Here is a 23528-nt window from a genome sequence, read left to right as displayed (position 1 = left end):
CAGTCATGTCATCATAGCGGATATGTTTTGCTCTGCGGATCGGCTGTTATTATGAAATTACCTGCATTACTGCACTATGAAGTATTCACGCCTGAAATATCACAATCTGCCACTCCTGTTATTCTTATCCACGGGTTATTCGGTGATCTGCATAATCTGGGCGTGCTCGGGCGCGGGTTGCGCACCACACACACCGTCGTGCAGATTGATGTCCGTAACCACGGCGATTCGCCGCGTGCGAACACGATGAGTTATGCCGAAATGGCGCAGGATGTGCTTGATCTCATCACCGCACTGGCATTTGAAAAAGTCATTGTTATCGGACATTCCATGGGCGGAAAAATAGCGATGGCGCTGGCGGCACTGGCACCGGAAACGGTGAAAGCCCTTGTGGTGATTGATATAGCGCCGGTAGCTTACGGCGTGCGCCGTCATGATGAAATCATCGCTGCACTCGAAGATGTGACCGACGCGGGTGTCACAACGCGTCAGGCTGCCACATCTGTAATGGAACAGCGCATCAGAGAAGACGGGGTGATCCCGTTTCTGCTCAAATCCTTCCACCAGGGAGAATGGAAATTCAACCTGCCGGTCATAAAAGCACAGTATGAATCTATAATCGGATGGGAGCCGCTGCCCGCACTGAACGTTCCGCTGCTGCTTATCCCGGGCGGAAAATCATCCTATGTGAAACCTGAGTACCGCGAAGCTATTATGCAGCAGTTTCCGCAGGCAACCGCGCATGTGATCGCCGGATGCGGACATTGGGTTCACGCCGAAAAACCGGATGCTGTCCTGCGTGCTATCGGTCGGTTTCTGGAAAAAATCTGACAGCAAAAACAAAAATTCAGTGGCGGAAACTCACCAACAGATTTTCCGCGTCATTTTCCTGCCACCAGGAAACCAGCAGCTTTACATGGTATTTCACTTCATGGCCCGGTAAATCAAAACAGAGATCCAGTAAAAAACAGCCGGATAAGATAAAGACCGTATACTGCAACGGCCAGCTGATAATTCCCAAAAGCCGTAATACCCGGTTCTGAAGCACGGCTCTCCTGCGTTGAATACTCTGTGATTCGTGCTGTCCGGTGATGCGTTCCATGCGCGTTTCCCTGCGGTTCGCCTGTTGAAAATACATACTAAGCAAAGACCGACGACAAAAACACTCCGTTATCCTGAGCAATAAGCTCCTTTTTTCCTAATATATTCATCGGGATAATCACCACGGCAGACTCATTGATTCCATTATTCATGTCTGCGCGATAGTTTATCCCTGCAAGCCCCTTATGGCGGGATGTTAAGCAATCTGCCTGAAATCACAGAGAACAATGTGCTAAGCGGTAGCGATATACAGGACGCCGGTGTATCATTGCGCGTTTATCATCGTTATCCGCCTTTTCGTAGTAAAATTATGGCCAAAGAACAAACAGATCGTACCACCCCGGATTTGTTCGCAGATGAGCGCCGGCCCGGGCGACCGAAAACAAACCCGCTCTCCCGCGATGAGCAGTTGCGTATTAACAAACGCAATCAGTTACGGCGTGATAAGGTCAACGGATTGCGCCGCGTTGAACTCAAACTGAGTGCTGATATCGTGGATGCCTTAAATGAGCGGGCGTATGAGGAAAATGTAACCCGGGGTGAGCTGATTGAACAAATTCTGCTCGAACACCTTCAGAGTTTAAATCTGTGTACTAAGTTGTGAGACGACACACGGTTGTGAGACGACACACCACACAAATTTGACAGACTTCAAATACTGTTTTAGTCAGAATGGTATTTACAAAGATGAAATAGTTATAATTTCTGCTTGTTGTCGCTGCGGCGTCCTTTTGCAGGCACAGAGATTTTCGATTAAGAGGCTAGTTATGGCAATCACAGGTATATTTTTCGGTAGTGACACCGGGAACACAGAAAATATCGCTAAAATGATCCAGAAATCACTCGGTGATGGTGTTGCCGACGTCCGCGATGTTGCCAAGTGCAGCAAAGAGGACATCGAAGGCTATGATTTCTTACTGCTCGGTATCCCGACATGGTATTACGGTGAAGCACAGTGTGACTGGGATGATTTTTTTCCGACACTGGAAGAAATTGATTTTGAAGGAAAAATAGTGGGTATTTTCGGCTGTGGTGACCAGGAGGATTATGCTGAATACTTCTGTGACGCTATGGGGACTATCCGCGACATCATTGAACCGCGCGGTGCCGTGATTGTTGGTCACTGGCCGACTGAAGGCTATCATTTTGAAGAGTCGAAAGGTCTGGCAGATGACACGCATTTTATCGGATTGGCTATTGATGAAGATCGCCAGCCTGAACTGACCAACGAACGCGTTGCAAAGTGGGTTGAACAAATCCGTGAAGAGATGAGCCTCAACGAGATCCTCGCAATTTAAGTATTTCCCTTAAATTGCGAATGATAATCCGGCTTATTTATGTAATGATATTACAATCCGATCCGGTATCGGTCAGGCGAATCGCACCTGACACTACACGATAGCCGGACATTGTGTTCAGCCGTTGAGCGCATTCACTGTGCATACGCTCACCTGCGACAATATAGGACTAAATCCGCATGACAGATAACAATAAAGCATTGAAAAATGCAGGACTGAAAGTCACACTTCCCCGCCTGAAAATTCTGGAAGTGTTGCAGGATCCGACGTGCCACCACGTCAGTGCGGAAGATCTCTATAAAAAACTGATTGATATCGGTGAAGAGATTGGACTGGCAACAGTTTACCGCGTACTCAATCAGTTTGATGATGCAGGTATTGTCACCCGCCACAATTTTGAAGGCGGAAAGTCTGTTTTCGAACTGACGCAGCAACATCACCATGACCATCTGATCTGCCTGGATTGCGGAAAAGTCATTGAGTTCAGTGATGAATCAATTGAGTCACGTCAGAAAGATATCGCGCAGCGCCACGGTATCAAACTCACCAACCACAGCCTGTACCTGTATGGTCACTGTGCAGATGGTGACTGCCGTTCAGATGATGGTATACATAACGAGAAATAATTTTTCGTTTTATACCCTTATTCATTCAAACTGCAGGTTCGTTGGCTGCATCCTGAATGACGTTGGGTATACAATATGTATTTCAGACATAAATAAGCCGTTCAGATGAACGGCTTTTTCTATAGTTGAATAATTACAATACGTTACCGGTATTATTTATTCTCAATTTTCGCCCAGGTATCACGCAAACCGACTGTGCGGTTAAACACAGGGCGGTCTTCTGATGATAACTTAACATCTGCACAGAAATACCCTTCGCGCTCAAACTGATACGGCTTCGCGCTGTCAGCGCCTTTCAGTGACGGTTCAACAAAACCCTGACGAATAACTAATGATTCCGGATTCAGAACAGACAGGAAATCATCCTGCGCGCCCGGATTCGCCACACTGAACAGACGATCATACAAACGAATCTCAGCCGGTACAGCATGTTTCACACTGACCCAGTGGATAACACCGCGTACTTTGCGCCCGTCAGCCGGGTCTTTATTCAGTGTTTCCGGATCGTAAGTACAGAAAATCGTGGTGATATTGCCTTCGCTGTCTTTTTCCACGCGCTCTGCTTTGATAATAAACGCATTACGCAGACGGACTTCTTTATTCAGCACCAGGCGTTTGTACTGTTTGTTTGCTTCTTCACGAAAATCAGCACGATCGATCCAGATTTCACGGCTGAACGGCACTTCACGCGTGCCCATATCCGGGTTATTCGGATGATTAGGCATGGTTAACACAACATCACCTTCCGCCATGTTTTCAATCACCAGTTTCACCGGATCAATCACTGCCATCGCGCGTGGTGCGCTGTCATTCAGGTCATCACGGATACAGGATTCCAGTGCGGCCATTTCGACATTGTTATCCTGCTTGGTGACACCGATACGGCGGCAGAATTCACGGATAGACGCGGCGGTATAACCACGGCGGCGCAGACCGGAAATAGTCAGCATGCGCGGGTCATCCCACCCATCAACAAATTTCTCTGTCACCAGCTGGTTCAGTTTACGTTTTGACATCACCGTGTATTCGAGATTCAGACGGGAAAACTCGTACTGACGCGGATGACAGGCAATCGTAATGTTATCCAGCACCCAGTCATACAGACGGCGGTTGTCCTGGAATTCCAGCGTACAAAGTGAATGCGTGATCCCTTCCAGTGCATCAGAAATACAATGGGTGAAATCATACATCGGGTAAATACACCATTTATCACCGGTCTGGTGATGTGTGGCAAATTTAATACGGTAAATAACCGGGTCGCGCATCACGATAAAGGAGGATGCCATATCAATTTTGGCACGCAGACACGCTTTCCCTTCTTCAAAGCCGCCATCACGCATTTTTTCAAACAGCGCAAGGTTCTCTTCCGGAGTACGGTCACGGTAAGGGCTGTTTTTACCCGGCTCTTTCAGTGAGCCACGGTATTCGCGGATTTGCTCTGCACTTAATTCACAAACGAATGCCAGACCTTTATTAATTAACTCAACGGCATAACCATACAGCGAGTCAAAATAATCAGAGGAATAACAAACTTTTCCGCTCCACTGAAAACCGAGCCATTTGACATCATTTTCAATAGAATTGACGTATTCGACGTCTTCTTTTGCCGGGTTGGTGTCATCAAAACGCAGATTGCATTGCCCCTGATAATCTTTCGCAATGCCGAAATTCAGGCAGATAGATTTTGCGTGACCAATATGCAGGTAACCATTCGGCTCAGGCGGGAAACGCGTGTGAACCGTAGTGTGTTTTCCGGTAGCCAGGTCTTCGTCAATAATCTGGCGGATAAAATTTGTCGGGCGGGCATCAGCCTCGTTCATTGTTATAATTCCTCAATGCAATATGCGCAGTAATAACTTGTTATCATCTAATATGCCGCGCTCATATACAACCACTTGATCACGTAAATATCAGCAGAACGGACACCATCGTGCAAAAAACGAATAAAAAAACGGGAAGCCGAAGCCTCCCGTTATTATCATAACTGCAATCACTTATTTCATGACATGATACAGCACAGATTCATTCGCTTTAACCACACCTTTCGCCACTATCTCTACCTTATCGTAATCATCGATATTACTGATGATTACCGGGCTTATCATAGATTTGGCATGTTCATTCAGATACACCAGATCCAGTTTCAGCACCGGGTCGCCGACTGCAACCTGTGCGCCTTCTTCAACCAGGCGGGTAAAGCCGTTACCTTTCAGCATCACCGTATCAACACCGATGTGGACAATAATTTCGGCACCCTCATCTGTTTCCAGACAAAATGCATGGTTAGTATCGAAAATTTTCACTACCGTACCGGCAGCCGGTGCCAGAACAAGCTCACTTTCCGGTTTGATCGCCAGACCATCGCCGACCACACGCCCTGAAAATGCTTCATCCGGTACATCGGATAAGTCCACCACTTCACCATCAAATGGTGCCACCAGGCTCAGAACAATTTTTCCGTTCCCTTTTGCAGACGCTTTACTTTCTGCCTGTGCAGCAGCAGTGACCTGAGCCGCAGGAACCGGACCGTCTTTGAGCACATCACGCATCGCACTGGCGATAAGTTCTGCGCGTGTGCCGACAATTACCTGCACACTCTCTTTATTCAGACGGATAACCCCTGACGCACCAATCTGCTTCGCATACGTATCACTCACCAGCGCAGAGTCTTTTACATTCAGGCGCAGACGGGTGATACAGGCGTCAATGCCGGTCAGGTTATCTGAACCGCCGATTGCCGCAATGTACTGACGCGCTTCGCTGTGAATGGATTTTTTCTCGTCTTTGGCAGTCTTGGATGTACTGACATTCTCACTGTAACCATCAATGGTATCGTTTGTGGCCATCGCCGCTTCACGCCCCGGGGTTAACAGATTGAATTTTTTGATAACAAAACGGAAGACAACATAATAAAGCGCGAAGAAAACCAGCCCCTGCGCAATCAGCATGTACCAGTTGGTTGCCAGCGGATTGCGTGAAGAGAGCGCCATATCCACCAGCCCGGCGCTGAAGCCGAAACCGGAAATCCACTGCATTGATGCCGCAATGAACAGCGAAATACCTGTCAGGAATGCGTGGATGACATACAGCACCGGTGCCACAAACATAAAGGAGAATTCAATCGGCTCGGTAATACCTGTAAAGAATGCCGCAAATGCCCCCGCCAGCATGATACCGGCAACTTTTGCTTTATTCTCCGGTTTGGCGCAGTGATAAATCGCCAGCGCAGCGCCCGGAATACCAAACATCATGATCGGGAAGAACCCTGCCTGATAACGCCCGGTTATCCCTGCAATCGCGCTACCAGAATCAATCGATTGCTGACCGCCCAGGAAGTTCGGGATATCGTTAATATCTGCCACGTTGAACCAGAATACTGAGTTCAGCGCGTGATGCAGACCAACAGGAATTAACAGACGGTTAAAGAAGCCGTAAATCCCCGCGCCCCATGCGCCCAGGTCTTTAATGCTCTTACCGAATGATACCAGCGCATCATAAATAAGCGGCCAGACATACATCAGAATCGCAGAGACGAGGATCATCACGAAAGAGGCCAGAATCGGCACCAGGCGACGTCCGCTGAAGAAGGAAAGCGCCATCGGCAGCTCAACACTGCTGTAACGGTTATACAGTTCAGCAGAAATAACACCGACCAGGATACCGACAAACTGATTATTGATTTTACCGAATGCTGCAGGCACCTGTTCAACCGGGATCCCCTGAATCATACCGACTGTTGCGGTAGAACACAGCGTTGTCACCACCATAAAGCTGACAAAACCGGTCAGTGCAGCCGCACCGTCTTTGTCTTTTGACATACCATAAGCGATACCGATAGCGAACAGCATCGACATATTATCGATGATAGCCGCACCGGACTTGATCAGGAAAGCGGCGACAACATTATCCGCACCCCAGCCTGTCGGATCGATCCAGTACCCGACCCCCATCAGAATTGCCGCAGCCGGCAGTGTCGCAACCGGCACCATCAGTGCACGGCCAATCCGCTGCAAATAGCTTAATATACCCACTCACTCCCCCTTGCTGCCCTCACGGACAGCTTTTTGTTTTACAGCATTATTATCGCGGCCAATTATGATTAGTCCGCATTTATTTTATTACAGCTTATTTTACTGCTAACTATACGTACCAGTCTAAAAAGTTTATTTTGCATCGCAAATTAAATAGCTATGTTTTGTGATTTCAGTCACCAATATTCGTTATCGTATGGCTAAAATGCTGGCGATCACTCAAATCTTATTTTAAGATAAAAAATATCTTTTTATCCGGCAGTCTCAGTCCCCGTGACTAATAAATCACGGATATTCATGCTATAGATAAAGCAGGAATTATCTTCCTGAGACAACAGATACCTGAATCCGATGAATCGGTCTACCCAACGTCATTCAAGATGAAGCCAACGAACCTGCAGTTTGAATGAATAAGGGTATAAATCTAATAAGGCAGAACTGATATGCGTTTAATCCCTCTTGCCCGCGCGCAGGATGTCGGTCAGTGGTCAGCACAATATATTGCTGACAAAATTAATGCGTTTAAACCTACCGCTGAGCGCCCGTTTGTTCTGGGTCTGCCGACAGGTGGCACGCCACTCGCGACTTATAAGGCACTGATTGTACTGCACCAAACCGGTGTTGTCAGTTTCCGGCACGTCGTGACATTTAATATGGATGAATACATTGGTCTGCCGGAAGCACATCCGCAGAGCTATCACTCATTTATGCATGAAAATTTCTTTAATCATATTGATATCCAAGCAGAAAACATCAACCTGCTCAATGGTAACGCACCGGATACCGACGCCGAATGTGCCCGCTATGAAGATAAAATAAAAGCATACGGCGGCGTGCAGCTCTTTATGGGCGGCGTGGGTAATGACGGACATATTGCGTTTAATGAACCGGGCTCTTCACTCGCCTCACGCACCCGTGTCAAAACACTGACACCGGAAACCCGTATCGCGAACTCCCGTTTCTTTGATAATGATATCAATAAAGTACCGAAATACGCACTCACCGTGGGTGTCGGCACACTGATGGATGCAAAAGAACTGCTGATCCTCGCCACCGGGCACAATAAAGCCATGGCGGTGCAGCAGGCGGTGGAGGGCTCCGTCAATCACATGTGGACTATCACCTGCGTGCAGATCCACCCGAAAGCCATCGTAGTGTGCGATGAGCCGGCCACGCTGGAACTCAAAGTGAAAACGCTGAAATATTTCTGCCATCTTGAGTCTGACATTATTACGCAATTTTCTGAATAACTGATGCTGACTGCCCTTCGCGGGCAGTTTTCACGGAGGTCTTATGTACGCGTTAACCAATGCTGTTATTTACACCGGTCATGATCGTCTGGAAAACCACGCGGTTATTATCGACGGAGAGTTAATCCACCGGGTGTGTCCGGAAAATGAACTACCGGCAGATATTGAGAAAAAAGATCTGGGCGGCGCTATCCTCTCCCCGGGCTTTATCGATTTACAGGTTAACGGCTGCGGCGGCGTACAATTTAATGATAACGAAGCGGATATCAGCGTCCGTACGCTTGAAATTATGCAAAAAGCTAATGAGCGTACCGGCTGTACCAGTTTCCTGCCGACGCTGATAACAAGCCCGGACGCGCTGATGAAACTGAGCATCAGCACCATGCGAGAATACCTTAAAACCTATAAAAATCAGGCACTCGGACTGCATCTCGAAGGGCCTTACATTAATCCGGTGAAAAAAGGCACTCATAACCCGGCCTACATCCGCAAGCCGGATGCCGCCATGATTGATTTTCTGTGTGAAAACGCCGATGTCATCACCAAACTCACCCTGGCACCTGAAATGGCAGACCCTGCGGTTATCCGCAAATTAACAGATGCCGGGATTGTTGTCTCATCCGGGCACTCTAATGCGACCTATGAAGAGGCCCGCGCCGGGTTTGAAAACGGTATTACATTGTCTACTCACCTGTTCAATGCCATGCCGTATATTTCCGGTCGCCAGCCGGGATTGATTGGTGCTATTTATGATACCAGCGAAATATACGCCGGAATTATAGCAGACGGACTGCATGTTTCCTGGCCAAATATCCGCAACAGCAAGGCACTCAAGGGCGACAAGCTGATATTAGTCACTGATGCAACCGCTCCGGCGGGCCTTGATCCGCAAACCAGCGGTCTGGATCATTTTATATTTGCAGGCAAAACGATATATTATCGTGATGGTTTATGTGTTGACGAAAACGGCACATTAAGTGGTTCCTCATTAACCATGATCCGCGCAGTACAAAACTGTGTTCAGCACGTCGGTATCCCGCTGGATGAAACACTGCGCATGGCCACGCTCTATCCGGCACGGGCAATCGGTGTTGAGGACAGACTGGGAAGCATAAAAGCCGGCAATATTGCCAATCTGACCGCCTTTACCGCTGATTTTTCCATCTGCATGACAGTGGTTAACGGGAAAGAGGTCACAATATCGTGAGTAAAATACGTCGATGGGTAACGGAAATCCGCAGATAGGAAATATTGATTTAGTCAAGCAGCTCAACGGGGCGGTGGTGTATCGCCTGATAGACCAGCTCGGCCCCATTTCACGTATTCAGATTGCCGAGCACAGCCTGCTGGCACCGGCAAGTGTCACAAAAATCACCCGTCAGCTCCTGGAGCGCGGCCTGATAAAAGAGGTGGATCAACAAGCATCCACCGGCGGACGCCGCGCGATCTCTATTATTTCAGAGCACCGCGCGTTTCAGACTATCGGTGTGCGTCTCGGGCGCTTTGATGCCACTATTGCGCTTTATGATCTGAGCGGACGGGCAATTGCTGAGCACAATACAGCACTGAACGTTATTTCTCAGGATGATGCCCAGGCGCAGCTCATCACGCTTATCGATACGTTTATTCAGACCCACCAGCGGCGTATCCGCGAACTTATTGCGATTGCGGTTATCATGCCCGGGCTTGTCGATCCTGAACGCGGCATAGTCCGCTATATGCCGCATATTACTGTTGATGAATGGCCTCTGACAGATAATCTGCATCAGCATTTTCAGTTGCCCTGCTATGCAGGTCACGATATCCGCAGCCTGGCACTGGCAGAACACTACTCCGGCGCGACACAGGACTGCGCTGACTCCCTGCTTGTACGCATTCACCGTGGCACCGGCGCGGGGATCATTATCAATCATCAGATCCTGCTGAACCGGCGCGGAAGTTTAGGTGAAATCGGTCATATTCAGATTGATCCGCTGGGCGAGCGCTGCCACTGCGGCAATTTCGGCTGTCTGGAAACAGTGGCATCCAATGCGGCAATCGAAAACCGGGTCCGTCATCAACTGGCACAGGGCTTTAAAAGTGAACTGACACCGGAAACCTGTACCATTGACGCTATCTGCCACGCCGCAAACCGCAACGACCCGCTGGCAACCGAAGTGATTAAACAGGTGGGGAATTCGCTGGGAAAAGCCATTGCCATCATGATTAACCTGTTTAACCCGCAAAAAGTGGTGATTGCCGGGGAAATCACAGCGGCAAGTACGGTTTTACTACCGGCATTGCAAAGCTGCATCAACACCCAGGTGCTGAAAAATTTCCGTGAGGATCTGCCGGTGGTGATTTCACAATTACCGTCTAATTCAGCAATCGGAGCATTTGCCCTGATAAAACGGGCGATGTTATACGGCGAATTGCTTCAGCATATTCTGGAAAATAAACCACCGGAAGCCGGGTGAATACAAGGTGCGTCAGCCACAAAGAAATGCGTCAACTCCGTGATTTTATCCTGTTTTTTGTTCTCTTTATCTGCAAAGTGATTATTATGCAGGCAAACAAACGGATTCTGTCAAAATATCTGCAAAAAGAAGTTGACGCTTTTGCCTGTAATCAGCATAATGCGCCCCGCAACGCCGATGAAGGTTACGCGAAAAAGATGGCTATGTAGCTCAGTTGGTTAGAGCACAACACTCATAATGTTGGGGTCACAGGTTCGAATCCCGTCATAGCCACCATCTTTTTGCGGGAGTGGCGAAATTGGTAGACGCACCAGATTTAGGTTCTGGCGCCGCAAGGTGTGCGAGTTCAAGTCTCGCCTTCCGCACCATTCTCGTGACATTTGTTGTTCGTTGTTGTTTATTGTATTTCAGGTGGGGTATCGCCAAGCGGTAAGGCACTAGGTTTTGATCCTAGCATGCCCAGGTTCGAATCCTGGTACCCCAGCCATTTAATCTGAAAAACGATGTCAGAAGTAAGAAGTACGGGATGGCTATGTAGCTCAGTTGGTTAGAGCACAACACTCATAATGTTGGGGTCACAGGTTCGAATCCCGTCATAGCCACCATCTTTTGGGGTATCGCCAAGCGGTAAGGCACTGGATTCTGATTCCAGCATTCCCAGGTTCGAATCCTGGTACCCCAGCCAAATTCTGAAAGCCCGTCTATGACGGGCTTTTTGCTTTTCTGAATCCTGACATTGTGTTTTGTCTGTTTCTGAATGTACAACGCGCGACAGCAGGCAAAACAAACGAAAAGCATGTGCGCCATGGATGGCGCACCTGAGCGCACAGGGACGTGTTTACAGCGACTTTTCGTTTTTGCCTGCTGTCAGGCGATCCCGGGAGCAAAAGAAAGCCTCCGGTCCTGCCTGCATCCGGTACTCAAACCCCCAGCGCATACTTCAGTGCCAGCTTTTTCAGCGGCGTAGCGCGTTGCGCCACTGTCAGTGCCAGATTACGCAACGGCTGCAATCCCGGCAGCGTATTACTGAACGCCAGATAGAATGCATCCATCCCCGCCTGCATCAGCAGGTTATCCGGACGGCGACGATGCTCATAGCGTTTCAGCACCTCAGTGCTGCTCCAGTCCTCACAACACGCCCGCGCATTAATTAATACATCCAGCAACGCATCCACATCCCGGTATCCGAGGTTCACCCCCTGCCCGGCAAGCGGATTAATGGTATGTGCCGCATCACCAATCAGTGCAACACCATCCTGAACATAATGCGCGGCATGGTGGCGCACCAGCGGAAACGAACCGGCAGCCAGAGGTGTAACCTCCCCCAGACGTGCAGGGAATACCGTGCGGATCTCATCCTGCAACTGTGCCATCGGCAACTTACTGAGCTGGCGGATGCGGGCAGGTGAGTCATACCAGACCAGTGACGCATATGAATCAAACAGTGGCAGAAATGCGCGCGGACCCGACGGGAAAAACTGCTGCCAGGTGAGATCCTGTTGCGCCCTGTGAGTATCGACTGAAATCAGCATACAGGACTGACGGTACTGCCAGCCACAGCTGCCGATACCGGTCAGTGTTCTGACCTGCGAGCGCGCACCATCGGCTCCAATCACCAGGCGGCTGCTGATCTGCTCCCCGCTATCAAACGTCAGCAGCCATTCACCAGCCTGCTTTGTCATTGTCTGTAACTGCGCCGGACACAGGCAGGTGATGCGCTCATGCGCGGTGACTTTCTCCCACAGCGCCAGTTGCAATATCCGGTTTTCCACCATATACCCCAGTTCGGGTAACCCGAGGCTCTCAGCGGTAAAAGTGACTTCAGACCCCGGCGTTTCATAGGTTTCCAGTGCCCGGTACGGCACACAGCGCATTGCGCGGACAGCATCCCACACGCCAAGCGAGGCCAGTAATTCCACTGATGCCCGGCTGACCGCGGAAATTCGTACATCAGGACGCGCCTGTGCGTCGAAAGGTGCGGGAGCCTGCTGCTCGGCAACTGTGACACGAAAACCGGCCTCAGCCAGTCCCAGGGCGCAGGCGGCACCAATCATACCTCCGCCGACGACGGTGACTTCAGAATGTGTTATCGGGTTATCCATGACATACCTACTTTAATACGTTGATTTTTTGTTCAATTGCCGTAAATTCACCGGGAAAGGTGAAGATCCGTGCTACCGGGTCTGGTCACCGGTGTGTCAAATGAATACAATATCGACCATTGGTTCTATCAAAACCTGATTGGATACGCACAATGCTTTTCAGTGTTGCGGGTATTATTTCACTGAAAACAGCGGATTGAGAAAATGTCGACGAGTAAAAAACTGTATATAAAAACCTGGGGCTGTCAGATGAATGAATATGATTCATCCAAAATGGCAGACCTGCTGGAAAGCACCCACGGCTACACTTTAACAGACAACTCTGATGAAGCCGATATTCTCCTGTTAAATACCTGCTCTATCCGGGAAAAAGCACAGGAGAAAGTTTTTCATCAGCTCGGTCGCTGGAAAAACCTGAAAGACAAAAATCCGGACATTATTATTGGTGTCGGCGGGTGTGTTGCGTCACAGGAAGGGGATTTTATCCGCCGCCGCGCCCCTGCGGTTGATATTGTTTTCGGTCCGCAAACCCTGCACCGTCTGCCGGAAATGATCAACAGGCTCAGAGGCGATCGCAGCCCGATTGTTGATATCAGCTTTCCGGAAATCGAAAAATTTGACAATTTGCCGGAGCCGCGCGCTGACGGACCTTCTGCGTTTGTGTCTATCATGGAAGGCTGCAATAAATACTGTACGTTCTGTGTGGTACCTTACACCCGTGGTGAGGAAGTCAGCCGTCCGTGTGATGATATTCTGTTTGAAATCGCACAATTAGCTGCACAAGGCGTGCGCGAGGTTAACCTGCTGGGGCAAAACGTAAATGCCTACCGCGGACCGGCATTCGGCGGCGGAATTTGCAGCTTTGCCGAACTTATCCGCCTGGTTGCGGCTATTGACGGCATCGATCGTGTCCGCTTTACCACCAGCCATCCGATTGAATTTACAGATGATATTATTACTGTGTATGAAGATACACCGGAGCTGGTCAGCTTCCTGCATCTGCCGGTACAAAGCGGATCAGACCGTATTCTGACTATGATGAAACGCGCCCATACCGCGCTGGAATACAAAAGCATCATCCGTAAGGTGCGCAAAGCGCGTCCGGATGTGCTTGTCAGCTCTGATTTTATCGTCGGCTTCCCGGGCGAGACAGAAGATGATTTCCAAAAAACAATGCAACTGATTGATGATATCAAATTTGATATCAGCTACAGCTTTGTTTACTCCGCACGTCCCGGAACACCGGCGGCAGACCTGCCCGACGATGTCAGCGAAGATGAGAAAAAACAACGTCTGTACCTGTTACAGCAGCGTATTACCCAACAGGCGATGATCCACAGCCGTCAGATGCTGGGAACCGTTCAGCGCATCCTGGTGGAAGGTACGTCCCGCAAAAACGTGATGGAGTTATCAGGACGCACTGAAAGCAACCGCGTGGTCAACTTTGAGGGAACCCCTGAGATGATCGGTAAATTTGTGGACGTTGAAATTGACGACGTTTACACCAATTCACTGCGCGGAAAGGTTATCCGGACAGAAGACCAGATGAACCTGCGGGTTCATGAAACACCGGCATCCGTTATCGCCCGCACCCGCAAAGAAGATGAACTGGGTGTGGGCTCATATAAGCCAACCACACATTAATCATGATTACGGGCAATTATTCGTGCCCGTAATAAAAAACAGAGAGATTCAGTGACAGATACCTATACATCACCTTCACAGGTTGCCACTCAGGAAATTTTCCTGGAGCCCGCAGAAAACGCGCGCCTGCAAAGCCTGTGCGGACCGTTTGATGACAACATCAAACTTCTGGAGCGCCGCCTGGGCACCGAAATCAGCCGCCGTGAAAACCGTTTCCGGCTGACCGGCAAGCCACACTGCGTCAAAGCCGCCGCCGCTATTTTGCGTCAGCTCTATGTGGAAACCTCGCCGGTGCGCGGCGTTATCTGTGATATCGACCCGGAACAGGTTCACCTGGCGGTCGCAGAAAGCCGTGTGCTTGAGCAAAATGACGAACATGTTCCGGATTACGGCAAAGCCGTCAATATCAAAACCAAACGCGGTATGGTCAAACCCCGCACGCCGAATCAGGCGCAATATATCGCCCATATTCTGGATCATGATATTACCTTCGGCATCGGGCCTGCCGGGACCGGGAAAACCTACCTGGCTGTTGCCGCCGCCGTAGATGCCCTGGAGCGTCAGGAAGTGCGCCGCATCATGCTGACCCGCCCTGCCGTTGAAGCCGGCGAAAAGCTCGGGTTTCTGCCCGGCGATCTGAGCCAGAAAGTCGATCCCTATCTGCGCCCGCTTTATGACGCGCTGTTTGAGATGCTCGGCTTTGAAAAAGTGGAAAAACTGATTGAACGCAACGTGATTGAAGTTGCTCCGCTGGCTTACATGCGCGGACGCACACTGAACGATGCCTTTATTATTCTCGACGAGAGCCAGAACACCACCATCGAACAAATGAAAATGTTTCTGACCCGCATCGGCTTTAATTCCAAAGCGGTCATTACCGGGGATATTACCCAGATTGACCTGCCTAACGGCAATAAATCCGGGCTGCGCCATGCTATTGAAGTGCTGGCTGATGTCCCGGAACTGAGCTTTAACTTCTTCCACAGTGAAGATGTGGTGCGTCACCCGATTGTGGCAAAAGTGGTTATTGCCTATGAAGCGTGGGAAGCCGCAGATCAGAAACGCAAACAAATACTGAAACAGCAGCGCGAAACTGAACGCGCGCAGGCGCAGCAGGAACAATCTCATGAGTAAACCGGTTCTGGATTTACAAATCGCCTGCGAAAATGCAGACGGAATGCCCGCTGAAGCGATGTTCCAGCGCTGGATTGACGCTGTTCTGCCGATGTTTCAGGCAGAAAGCGAAGTCACTATCCGTCTGGTGGATGAAGCGGAAAGCCATGAACTGAATCTGACGTACCGTGGTATGGATAAACCCACCAATGTGCTCTCTTTTCCGTTTGAAGCACCGCCGGAAATTGAACTGTCGCTGCTGGGTGATCTGATTATCTGCCGTCAGGTGGTTGAACGTGAAGCCGCCGAACAGGAAAAGACTGAAGAAGAGCACTGGGCGCACATGGTCATCCACGGTTGCCTGCATTTACTGGGTTATGACCACATCGAAGACGATGAAGCCGAAGAGATGGAAGGGCTGGAAACGGAAATCTTAAAAAAAATTAGGCTATTCTGACCCTTATATCACAGAAAAAGCATAGTCAGAGGTGCCGTTTATATGCTAAATATGACGGCAACTTTTATTGAACCGGGGAATTAAAAAAAACCGCCATGAGCGACGACCATCCATCGGGTAGCGATACACCGAACCAGAAGAAAGGCTTCTTTTCTCAGTTGCGTCAGCAACTGTTCCACGGCGAACCAAAAAGCCGTGAAGACCTCGTAGAGGTCATCCGTGATTCCGAACAAAACTCACTGATCGATCCCGACACCCGTGACATGCTTGAAGGGGTGATGGATATTTCAGATCAGCGGGTTCGCGATATCATGATCCCGCGTTCACAAATCGTGACTCTCAAACGCAATCAGACACTCGACGAGTGCCTGGATGTGATTATTGACTCCGCCCATTCGCGCTTTCCGGTGATAAGCGAAGACAAAGATCATATCGAAGGGCTGCTGATGGCGAAAGATTTACTGCCGTTTATGCGCAGTGATTCCGAAGAGTTCAGTATTGCTAAAGTGCTGCGCCATGCCGTTGTCGTGCCTGAAAGTAAGCGGGTGGATCGCCTGCTCAAAGAGTTCCGTTCTCAGCGCTATCACATGGCGATTGTGATCGACGAATTCGGCGGGGTTTCCGGGCTTGTCACCATTGAAGATATTCTTGAGTTAATCGTCGGGGAAATTGAGGATGAGTATGATGACGAGGACGATGTGGATATCCGTCAGCTCAGTCTGCATTCCTACTCAGTCCGCGCCCTGACACAGATAGAAGATTTTAACGACGCATTCGGTACACACTTCAGTGATGAAGAGGTGGATACTGTCGGCGGGCTGGTTATGCAGGCATTCGGTCATCTGCCGACACGCGGTGAAACGATAGAAATAGATAACTATATGTTTAAAGTTGCGATGGCGGACAGTCGTAAAATTATCCAGTTACATGTTAAGATTCCGGACGATGCTCCCATCCCGACTTTAGATGAAGATAATCTGACATGATGAAATCGTCTCATGGTTTACGACAGTGGCCGCGTTTGCTGCTGGCGCTTATTTTCGGGGCCGGCGGAACGCTGGCCTTTTCGCCATTTGATATCTGGTTCTTTGCGCTGACAGCGCTGACCGCCCTGTTGCTTTTAACCCTGAACCGGACGGCAAAACAAGCCTGTGCTATCGGCTTTGCATGGGGACTGGGTTTATTCGGCAGCGGTGTTAACTGGGTTTATGTCAGTATCGCCGATTTCGGCGGTATGCCGGAAGCGGTCAATCTGTTCCTGGTCGTGCTGCTGGCTGCCTATCTCTCGCTCTATCCGATGCTGTTTGCCGGATTGCTGGTAAAATGCTTCCCCAATGCCACACTCTGGCGTCTGGTGATTGGCGCACCGGCATTATGGCAACTGACTGAATTTTTACGCGGATGGGTGCTGAGCGGCTTTCCGTGGCTGCAATTTGGTTACGCCCAGATTGACGGACCTATGCGGGCGCTTGCGCCGCTGCTCGGCGTCAATGCGATTACCTTCCTGCTGATGATGATAAGCGGCCTTGCCACACTCACCGTAGTCAAACGCCGGGTGTGGCCGCTTCTCCCTGCGCTGGTGCTGCTGTTTGCCCCGTGGCTGGCGAGAAATTATCAGTGGTATCAGATGAACAATGACCCGACACAGGTCGCGCTGGTACAGGGTAATATCGCACAATCCCTGAAATGGGAATCCGGCATGCTGGATAAAACCCTGGGAATTTATCTCAAAGAGAGCCGCCCGTATTTCCGCCCGGACACTCTGATTATCTGGCCTGAATCCGCTATTCCGGATTTTGCATCCAGTCAGACGGCGTTTCTGGAGCAGCTTAACGGACTGCTGACCCTCAGTGGCGCTCACCTGATAACCGGCGTGGTGGATGCAACCCGCAAAGGAGACAGCGCGGAGTATGATGTTTACAACAGCCTGATTGTGCTGGGAAATAACAGTGAATACCGCTATGGTGATAAAAACCGTTATTACAAACATCATCTGGTGCCGTTCGGGGAATATGTGCCTCTGGAAGATTTACTGCGCCCGCTGGCACCATTATTTAATCTGCCGATGTCCTCCTTCAGCCGGGGCGGTTATACCCAGCCGCCGCTGACCGCCGGAAAAATGACACTGACAGCGGAGATCTGCTACGAAATCATCCTCGGCGAGCAGGTACGCCAAAACATGACAGACAAAACCGGTGTCCTGCTGACTGTCTCCAATGACGCCTGGTTCGGGCGATCTGCCGGGCCGTGGCAGCATTTCCAGATGGCACGTATGCGGGCACTGGAGCTGGGTCGTCCGTTGTTACGGGCAACCAATAACGGTATTACTGCTGTGATCGCTCCGGATGGCTCTGTGACCGCGCAACTGCCGCAGTTCACGCAAGCTACACTGAGTGCAACAATCACCTCCGCGTCCGGCTTCACACCATACTACCGTATGGGCTCATGGCCGGTCTGGGGTGCTACTGCACTGTTCCTTGTGCTCGCCTTAGCCAAACGCCGCCGGACAAATGAACGGCGTCTGAGCTTCCGCTGATGCCTTTCTGATAAAAAAATCCCGCAGATGAGACATCACTGCGGGATTTTTTTATCACTGCTGATTCATTTTATAAAAATCGTCACCGGCAGATTAAAACGGGCGGCAAGCTTGCGCATATGATCCAGAGACAATACCCGGTCACCTTTAAGGATCCGGCTGACAAAAGAACGGGAGCCGATTTCATCAGAAAAATCCGTTGTATTAAGATTATATTGATCCATTAAGGTCCGCAAAACCGCAACTGAACTGTCACTTTCATGAAGTTTATCATTGAAATGGCGGAATTCCGGAGCATTGCCTTCATACTCATCAATTTTAGTACACAGCATATCAAGCAACGAATTGTCAGGATCATGCTCAATCAGATGCTCCACCAGTTTTACCGCATCTTCATAATCTTTTCGTGAATGGCTGCCGCCAAGTAACGGGACAATATTGATTAAGTTATTTGCTGCCTGAATAGCATCAATGATAATCATTCTTTTGTTCTCCGGTAATACGCGACCAACTTGTCGTACTCTGCATGAGCAGAAATGTGCTTAATAAATATTTTTCCACGCTCAAAATCCGCAAAAAATATCATTCTCAGTGAGTTACCGCCAATATCAATTACCCACCATTTTTTTTCTGTACTTCATTCTGTCCAGACACGGAAATACTTTTTTCAGATCGTCCGGCGTGTTATAGACGCCCTGCTTTAATATTTTATAAATATCTGTTAACGCCTGAGCATGATCAGGAAACCGGTTTGACGCAAGGACAAAAGGCTCTCTCGAAATCACGTGCATCATTTATCTCTTATTTTTGTTTCCTGTTTGGCAACAGTATAGCAGCAAGTTTAAATGTTGCCAAACAGGAAACAAAAATCCCGCAGATGAGACATCACTGCGGGATTTTTATTTGATAGCTAAAACTAATTACAGATATTCAGCCCGCCACAGGCGGAGTAGTAAGCCTGGTTTGCTTGTCCAGCCGCTGGTGTAACTCACCATCTCACCCTTATCATAAATCACAAAGGTCGGGGTGACATTCACGCCCCATTGCTGTGATATTTTACCGTCAGGGTCGTTTATCACCGGGAAATTATAGCCTTTTACCGCCATTCCCTTTGCCAGACGGGCATCATCACCCGAGCGGATAGCCACCGATACCACATTGTAACCGGATGCCGATAATTCACTGACAGACGGTGATGTCAGTTTGCAGATCCCGCACCAGGATGCCTGGAAATAGACCAGAAGCGGCTTTTCTGCACTCAGCTGTGCAATTGATACCTGCGTGCCATCTGTCAGTGTCAGCGCGGCAATACTCTGTAAATCCGGGGTGTCCGGCTTGCGCCAGTAATCCATCGCCTGTGACGCAATAAATAAAAGTACCAGCAGCAGGAGAAATTCCTTTCCCCATCTGCGCAGTAATTTCATTATTTGACCTTAGCCAGTTCTTCTTTAATGACGGCATCTAACTGTGCATCATCAACCGCACCAGGCAACATAACATCGCCAATCAGTGTCGCCGGTGTACCCTGCACACCAAGCTGCTCTGCCAGCATCATATTCATGCGCATGGTATTCATGCTGTTTTCTGTGATTTTCACATCACCCACATTGGCGGTTTTCATTGCTTTGTCGATATCATCCTGCGTCAGTGCCGTTTTTTTCTGCATAAAACGGTTATGCAACTGAACAAAGGCTTCCGGTTTGGTTTCCCAGACAGAGAGCGCCGCGCGGCTTGAGTTCAGCGAGCTTTCACCTTTAAACGGCAGCAGTTTAAATACCACTGCAACATCCGGGTTATTTTTAACGGCGGCTTCTAACTGCGGATCAAAACGTTTGCAATACGGGCAGTTATAATCGGTAAAAGAGACAATCGTCAGTTTTGGTGTTTTTGACCCGATGCGCGGTGTGTATTTATCATTAAACAGCGCCGCTGCATTCGCTTTCACCGCATCTTTCACTTGTGCGCTCTGTTTTTCATTCTGTTTTTGCTGTAATGCAGCAATCGCTTCTTCCAGAATTTCAGGGTTTTTAACCAGCGTATCACGAACCAATTCACGCACCTGCGCTTCCTGGCCTGCCGTTAACGCCGCGGCGTTTGCTGTGGCGGTAAAAAAGAGCGAGCCGATAATTAAAGCCGCGAGTGTTTTTTTTCATGGTTCAATTCCTTGTGACTGATTTAATAAGTGTAAGACGGTTTCTCTGTCGAGTAATGGTGACAAGATTTCGCCGCCGGGTAAAGCAGGACCGTAAATCTGATTGAATGGTACAGCCAGATGTCCGCGTTTTTCCAGAAATGCGGTGATCTCAGGAGACGGTTTTGTCCAGTCACCGCGCAGCGCGACAACATCCGGCTTACTCAGCTCATCCTGAACATCTTTACGTAATAGTACATTGTATTTATTGGCTTTACAGGTCACACACCATTGTGCGGTGACATCCACAAAGACCCGTTTACCCTGAGCGCGTGCGGTGGTGACAGCTTCTTCGGTTAATGGCTGCCAGTCAACATTGTCTTTGACCAGACTGTCCTGCGGTGTATCAGTGATATTGATACCCGCCCAGACGCCGCCGGTTACCAGCAGAGCCACCAGCGCCGCCGATCCCCGCTTCAGACCTGCGCGGCGGAATGCCATCAGGACTAACACCAGCAGCACAACCGCCACTATCACCGTTGCCGTCAGTATACCAATATGCGGGATAAGCAGGCTTATCAGCCACAAGGTGGTGATAAACATCATGCCGCCCAGTACCAGGCGCAGCCCGTTCATCCAGCGGCCGGGTTTCGGCAGTACTTTTGCCACACCCGGAAAAGCGGCGATCAGCAGCCACGGCAGGCTCATACCCAGCCCGAGAGCGGTGAAAATCAGCCATAACTGAGAATAGGGTGCGACCAGGGCAAATGCTACCGCTGTACCGAGGAAAGGTGCTGTACAAGGCGTTGCCAACAGTGTGGCAAACACGCCCTCCATAAAATGTCCGCGCATCCCTTTTCCGCCTGCTGTTGCCAGCTTAGTGGATGCGTTACTGCTCAGACTGATGGAAAACACGCCGAACAAGTTAGCACTGAACAACAGTGTTACCAGCACCATAAAACCGAGGAACCACGGATTCTGGAACTGGATCCCCCAGCCGACCGCACTTTGTGTCAGTCGCAGCACTGAAACCAGCCCCGCTAGGATCCAAAAGGACACCATAATACCCGATGAGGACACCAGGAATTGTGTACGGAGAGCCCGACGACCCCGGTTTTCCACATACAATACAGAGCCGAGTTTCATCGCCAGCACCGGTAACACACACGGCATCACATTGAGGATAAGACCGCCGAGCAGGGCAAACAGCAGTAAAAGGGCAAAAGATGTGTCACTGTCCGATGGCGTATTGATACCCGCACCAATTGTCGTCGTCAGTTCCTGTGCCATGCCACCATCAGTCACCACAACGGACAGCGGCTGCCCGTTCAGGTCACCCGGCGTCTCTCCCCAGTCATCCGTTACCTTTACAGATGCCATCAGGCTGTCACCGGATACTTTAAATGAAGGTGCACCAAATATTGTTTCTTTACCTGCATTAAAGAAAAGCTGCGGTGACTGCCAGCCATCCGGGCTGTGCAGTGACATTGTCAGCGTGCCGCCGTTTATCCGGCTGCCTTCAATGGTGATATTGCCGTCCGCCTTTGGTACCTGCTGCATGGCAATATTATACTGCCGGTCAAAATCAGCCGGAGCAGGCTGTGAGGTATCAAGCGAAACAGGATAATCCGTGATGATACAGACATTGCTGCATGTTGATAATGTCAGTGTCCCGTTAAGGTCTGACACAGGCTCCGCCGCGCTCACTTCCAGCGGAAACACCACACTGCCGCCATAGCCCTGGGTGGAAAGCCCTGCAACCTCAAAGCGCTGCGGTGCAGGCCAGAACCACTGAGAACTGATATTTTCCGGCTGCCAGGTCAGTTCCGGGGCAACACCGCCCTCCCCGGGAGACTGCCAGTACGTCTTCCAGCCGGGTTGTAATTCGACCGCCAGCAGCAGACGCAATTTGCCGTCTTTCCACTGATCTGATGTGACTTTCACACGGGCATGATCGTTTTGCGGCATCTCTGTCCAGCCGGTATCAGCCGCATGCACGTTTGTTAACGTGAACAGAAACAGCACAAATGCTGTTAATACAGAACGCATAATTTTTTATCTCCGAATAAGCGAAAAACCAACAAAACAATATGAATTGCCGGACGCTAAATCCTCAGGACACAAAAATGGAGATGTCTGCGCAGCCGCATAAGCGGGGTGTGTTGCCGCCAGGAACGCGAACGATAGCGCACAGGGGCGATATTCGCGGTAATGACGAAGAAAAGAAAGGCAAAAAAGAGGGGTTCTGCTGAGAACGGCGGTACCGTACTCAAAGACTTGGCACTGATATCGCAGGTACTGCCGGACGTGGCTTTTTCTGTCCCGCCGTCACTCATCAGCACCTGTGATATAACATCCGCAGACGGGCTCTGACTGACACGATTTGTGCCAGACATCCGTTGTGTCACACACAACAAGATAAAGAATAATGTGAAAAACAGCAGCAGATAACCCTGCCTGCGTTGCTTCAGCATAGCCCGCTCCCCGATAGTTGCTGCTTATCTTACACAGCCTGCAATTTCAGACAACTTAATAACCACAACTTTACACATTTTACCGCAACCCTCTCTTTTTCGCTCAGCGTTCCGGAAAATAGTTACATCAGCCGAATATCACGTAAAACCACTTATCCGTATAAATAATAAACTGGCATGACAGTCAAACGCACTATTGATGGGATAAAAAAACCCGCCAACAACAGCAGATAAGCCCAAATATAGCAAAAATAACATAATTTAATACGAATGGTTATTTACATTGCAACTTGCATATCTTTATCAGAC

At 49.7% G+C, this 23528-nt stretch carries 21 protein-coding genes, 5 tRNA genes and 2 pseudogenes; 18 read left to right on the top strand and 10 right to left on the bottom strand.

Annotated elements, in window-relative coordinates:
* Positions 1 to 51 precede the first annotated feature (51 nt).
* The gene (locus AYY16_RS18715) at positions 52 to 831 is read left to right on the top strand and encodes an alpha/beta fold hydrolase (protein WP_067370247.1); all 780 of its coding nucleotides are present in this window, start codon (positions 52 to 54) and stop codon (positions 829 to 831) included.
* Between the two features lie 16 nt (positions 832 to 847).
* On the opposite strand, the gene AYY16_RS18710 is transcribed toward AYY16_RS18715, so the two are convergent.
* Positions 848 to 1102, bottom strand: a complete 255-nt coding sequence (locus tag AYY16_RS18710) for a hypothetical protein (RefSeq protein ID WP_067370362.1) — start codon at positions 1100 to 1102, stop codon at positions 848 to 850.
* 309 nt (positions 1103 to 1411) lie between these two features.
* On the opposite strand from AYY16_RS18710, the gene ybfE reads away from it, so the two are divergent.
* From ybfE to fur, 3 genes are all read left to right on the top strand, one after another.
* Positions 1412 to 1705: a LexA regulated protein gene (gene ybfE, locus AYY16_RS18705; protein ID WP_067370359.1), complete on the top strand. Its 294-nt coding sequence runs from the start codon at positions 1412 to 1414 to the stop codon at positions 1703 to 1705.
* 163 nt (positions 1706 to 1868) lie between these two features.
* Positions 1869 to 2399, top strand: a complete 531-nt coding sequence (gene fldA, locus AYY16_RS18700) for a flavodoxin FldA (protein ID WP_067370243.1) — start codon at positions 1869 to 1871, stop codon at positions 2397 to 2399.
* A gap of 179 nt (positions 2400 to 2578) precedes the next feature.
* Positions 2579 to 3025, top strand: coding sequence for a ferric iron uptake transcriptional regulator (fur, locus tag AYY16_RS18695; RefSeq protein WP_067370238.1), 447 nt, complete (start codon positions 2579 to 2581; stop codon positions 3023 to 3025).
* A 152-nt stretch (positions 3026 to 3177) separates the two neighbouring features.
* On the opposite strand, the gene glnS is transcribed toward fur, so the two are convergent.
* Together glnS and nagE are read right to left on the bottom strand one after the other, a co-directional pair.
* Positions 3178 to 4845 (bottom strand): glutamine--tRNA ligase, encoded by a 1668-nt coding sequence (glnS, locus tag AYY16_RS18690; RefSeq protein ID WP_067370235.1) that lies wholly within the window; start codon positions 4843 to 4845, stop codon positions 3178 to 3180.
* A gap of 174 nt (positions 4846 to 5019) precedes the next feature.
* Positions 5020 to 7056, bottom strand: coding sequence for an N-acetylglucosamine-specific PTS transporter subunit IIBC (gene nagE / locus AYY16_RS18685; protein WP_067370232.1), 2037 nt, complete (start codon positions 7054 to 7056; stop codon positions 5020 to 5022).
* A gap of 443 nt (positions 7057 to 7499) precedes the next feature.
* Between nagE and nagB the strand changes: the two genes are divergently transcribed.
* The 9 genes from nagB to AYY16_RS18640 all read left to right on the top strand — a co-directional run bounded on the left by nagB (position 7500) and on the right by AYY16_RS18640 (position 11447).
* A complete protein-coding gene (nagB, locus tag AYY16_RS18680) occupies positions 7500 to 8306 on the top strand; it encodes a glucosamine-6-phosphate deaminase (RefSeq protein WP_067370229.1) in 807 nt (268 codons plus the stop codon).
* A gap of 43 nt (positions 8307 to 8349) precedes the next feature.
* Positions 8350 to 9513 (top strand): N-acetylglucosamine-6-phosphate deacetylase, encoded by a 1164-nt coding sequence (gene nagA, locus AYY16_RS18675; protein WP_067370226.1) that lies wholly within the window; start codon positions 8350 to 8352, stop codon positions 9511 to 9513.
* Positions 9514 to 9526: 13 nt separating this feature from the next.
* The gene (gene nagC, locus AYY16_RS18670; RefSeq protein WP_067370222.1) at positions 9527 to 10762 is read left to right on the top strand and encodes a DNA-binding transcriptional regulator NagC; all 1236 of its coding nucleotides are present in this window, start codon (positions 9527 to 9529) and stop codon (positions 10760 to 10762) included.
* A complete protein-coding gene (locus AYY16_RS18665; RefSeq protein ID WP_150384553.1) occupies positions 10759 to 10971 on the top strand; it encodes a hypothetical protein in 213 nt (70 codons plus the stop codon). Before nagC ends, AYY16_RS18665 begins: the two co-directional genes overlap by 4 nt.
* A tRNA-Met gene (locus AYY16_RS18660) sits at positions 10962 to 11038 on the top strand. The genes AYY16_RS18665 and AYY16_RS18660 overlap by 10 nt, the downstream gene beginning before the upstream one ends.
* 7 nt (positions 11039 to 11045) lie before the next feature.
* A tRNA-Leu gene (locus tag AYY16_RS18655) sits at positions 11046 to 11130 on the top strand.
* 44 nt (positions 11131 to 11174) lie between these two features.
* A tRNA-Gln gene (locus AYY16_RS18650) sits at positions 11175 to 11249 on the top strand.
* A 41-nt stretch (positions 11250 to 11290) separates the two neighbouring features.
* Positions 11291 to 11367 (top strand) — tRNA-Met (locus AYY16_RS18645).
* 5 nt (positions 11368 to 11372) lie between these two features.
* Positions 11373 to 11447: transfer RNA gene (locus AYY16_RS18640), tRNA-Gln, on the top strand.
* Positions 11448 to 11682: 235 nt separating this feature from the next.
* Here AYY16_RS18640 and ubiF read toward each other — a convergent pair.
* Entirely contained in the window at positions 11683 to 12864 is a 1182-nt protein-coding gene (gene ubiF / locus AYY16_RS18635) for a 3-demethoxyubiquinol 3-hydroxylase (protein ID WP_067370214.1), read from the bottom strand.
* A 204-nt stretch (positions 12865 to 13068) separates the two neighbouring features.
* Between ubiF and miaB the strand changes: the two genes are divergently transcribed.
* The 5 genes and pseudogenes from miaB (at position 13069) to lnt (ending at position 18614) form a co-directional block, all read left to right on the top strand.
* Complete coding sequence (miaB, locus tag AYY16_RS18630; RefSeq protein WP_067370210.1) at positions 13069 to 14508, top strand: tRNA (N6-isopentenyl adenosine(37)-C2)-methylthiotransferase MiaB; 1440 nt, start codon at positions 13069 to 13071, stop codon at positions 14506 to 14508.
* A gap of 51 nt (positions 14509 to 14559) precedes the next feature.
* Positions 14560 to 15642 carry a PhoH family protein gene (locus tag AYY16_RS18625; RefSeq protein WP_067370206.1) on the top strand — a complete coding sequence of 361 codons (1083 nt, stop codon included), beginning with the start codon at positions 14560 to 14562 and terminating at the stop codon, positions 15640 to 15642.
* Positions 15635 to 16103: pseudogene (gene ybeY, locus AYY16_RS18620) on the top strand (rRNA maturation RNase YbeY). Before AYY16_RS18625 ends, ybeY begins: the two are co-directional and overlap by 8 nt.
* A 70-nt stretch (positions 16104 to 16173) precedes the next feature.
* On the top strand, positions 16174 to 17064 hold the full coding sequence (gene corC / locus AYY16_RS18615; RefSeq protein WP_067370203.1) for a CNNM family magnesium/cobalt transport protein CorC: 891 nt from the start codon (positions 16174 to 16176) through the stop codon (positions 17062 to 17064).
* On the top strand, positions 17061 to 18614 hold the full coding sequence (gene lnt, locus AYY16_RS18610; RefSeq protein WP_067370196.1) for an apolipoprotein N-acyltransferase: 1554 nt from the start codon (positions 17061 to 17063) through the stop codon (positions 18612 to 18614). Before corC ends, lnt begins: the two co-directional genes overlap by 4 nt.
* Before the next feature lie 65 nt (positions 18615 to 18679).
* Here the strand turns inward: lnt and AYY16_RS18605 are convergent, their stop codons facing one another.
* The 6 genes and pseudogenes from AYY16_RS18605 to AYY16_RS18580 form a co-directional block, all read right to left on the bottom strand.
* Complete coding sequence (locus AYY16_RS18605) at positions 18680 to 19096, bottom strand: helix-turn-helix domain-containing protein (protein ID WP_067370192.1); 417 nt, start codon at positions 19094 to 19096, stop codon at positions 18680 to 18682.
* Positions 19093 to 19405 (bottom strand): annotated as a pseudogene (locus tag AYY16_RS20665) (type II toxin-antitoxin system HigB family toxin). Before AYY16_RS20665 ends, AYY16_RS18605 begins: the two are co-directional and overlap by 4 nt.
* A 129-nt stretch (positions 19406 to 19534) precedes the next feature.
* Positions 19535 to 20038, bottom strand: coding sequence for a protein disulfide oxidoreductase (locus tag AYY16_RS18595; RefSeq protein ID WP_067370185.1), 504 nt, complete (start codon positions 20036 to 20038; stop codon positions 19535 to 19537).
* The gene (locus AYY16_RS18590; protein WP_067370184.1) at positions 20038 to 20742 is read right to left on the bottom strand and encodes a DsbA family protein; all 705 of its coding nucleotides are present in this window, start codon (positions 20740 to 20742) and stop codon (positions 20038 to 20040) included. The genes AYY16_RS18595 and AYY16_RS18590 overlap by 1 nt, the downstream gene beginning before the upstream one ends.
* 21 nt (positions 20743 to 20763) lie before the next feature.
* Entirely contained in the window at positions 20764 to 22794 is a 2031-nt protein-coding gene (locus AYY16_RS18585; RefSeq protein ID WP_067370182.1) for a protein-disulfide reductase DsbD family protein, read from the bottom strand.
* 56 nt (positions 22795 to 22850) lie between these two features.
* Positions 22851 to 23219 carry a copper-binding protein gene (locus AYY16_RS18580; RefSeq protein WP_067370180.1) on the bottom strand — a complete coding sequence of 123 codons (369 nt, stop codon included), beginning with the start codon at positions 23217 to 23219 and terminating at the stop codon, positions 22851 to 22853.
* Positions 23220 to 23528: the final 309 nt, after the last annotated feature.

Origin of the sequence: Morganella psychrotolerans (genome assembly GCF_001676155.1) — a bacterium.
GTDB lineage: Bacteria > Pseudomonadota > Gammaproteobacteria > Enterobacterales > Enterobacteriaceae > Morganella > Morganella psychrotolerans.
Note: the sequence above shows the minus strand (reverse complement) of the source record. Positions and strands in the feature narration are given on the sequence as shown.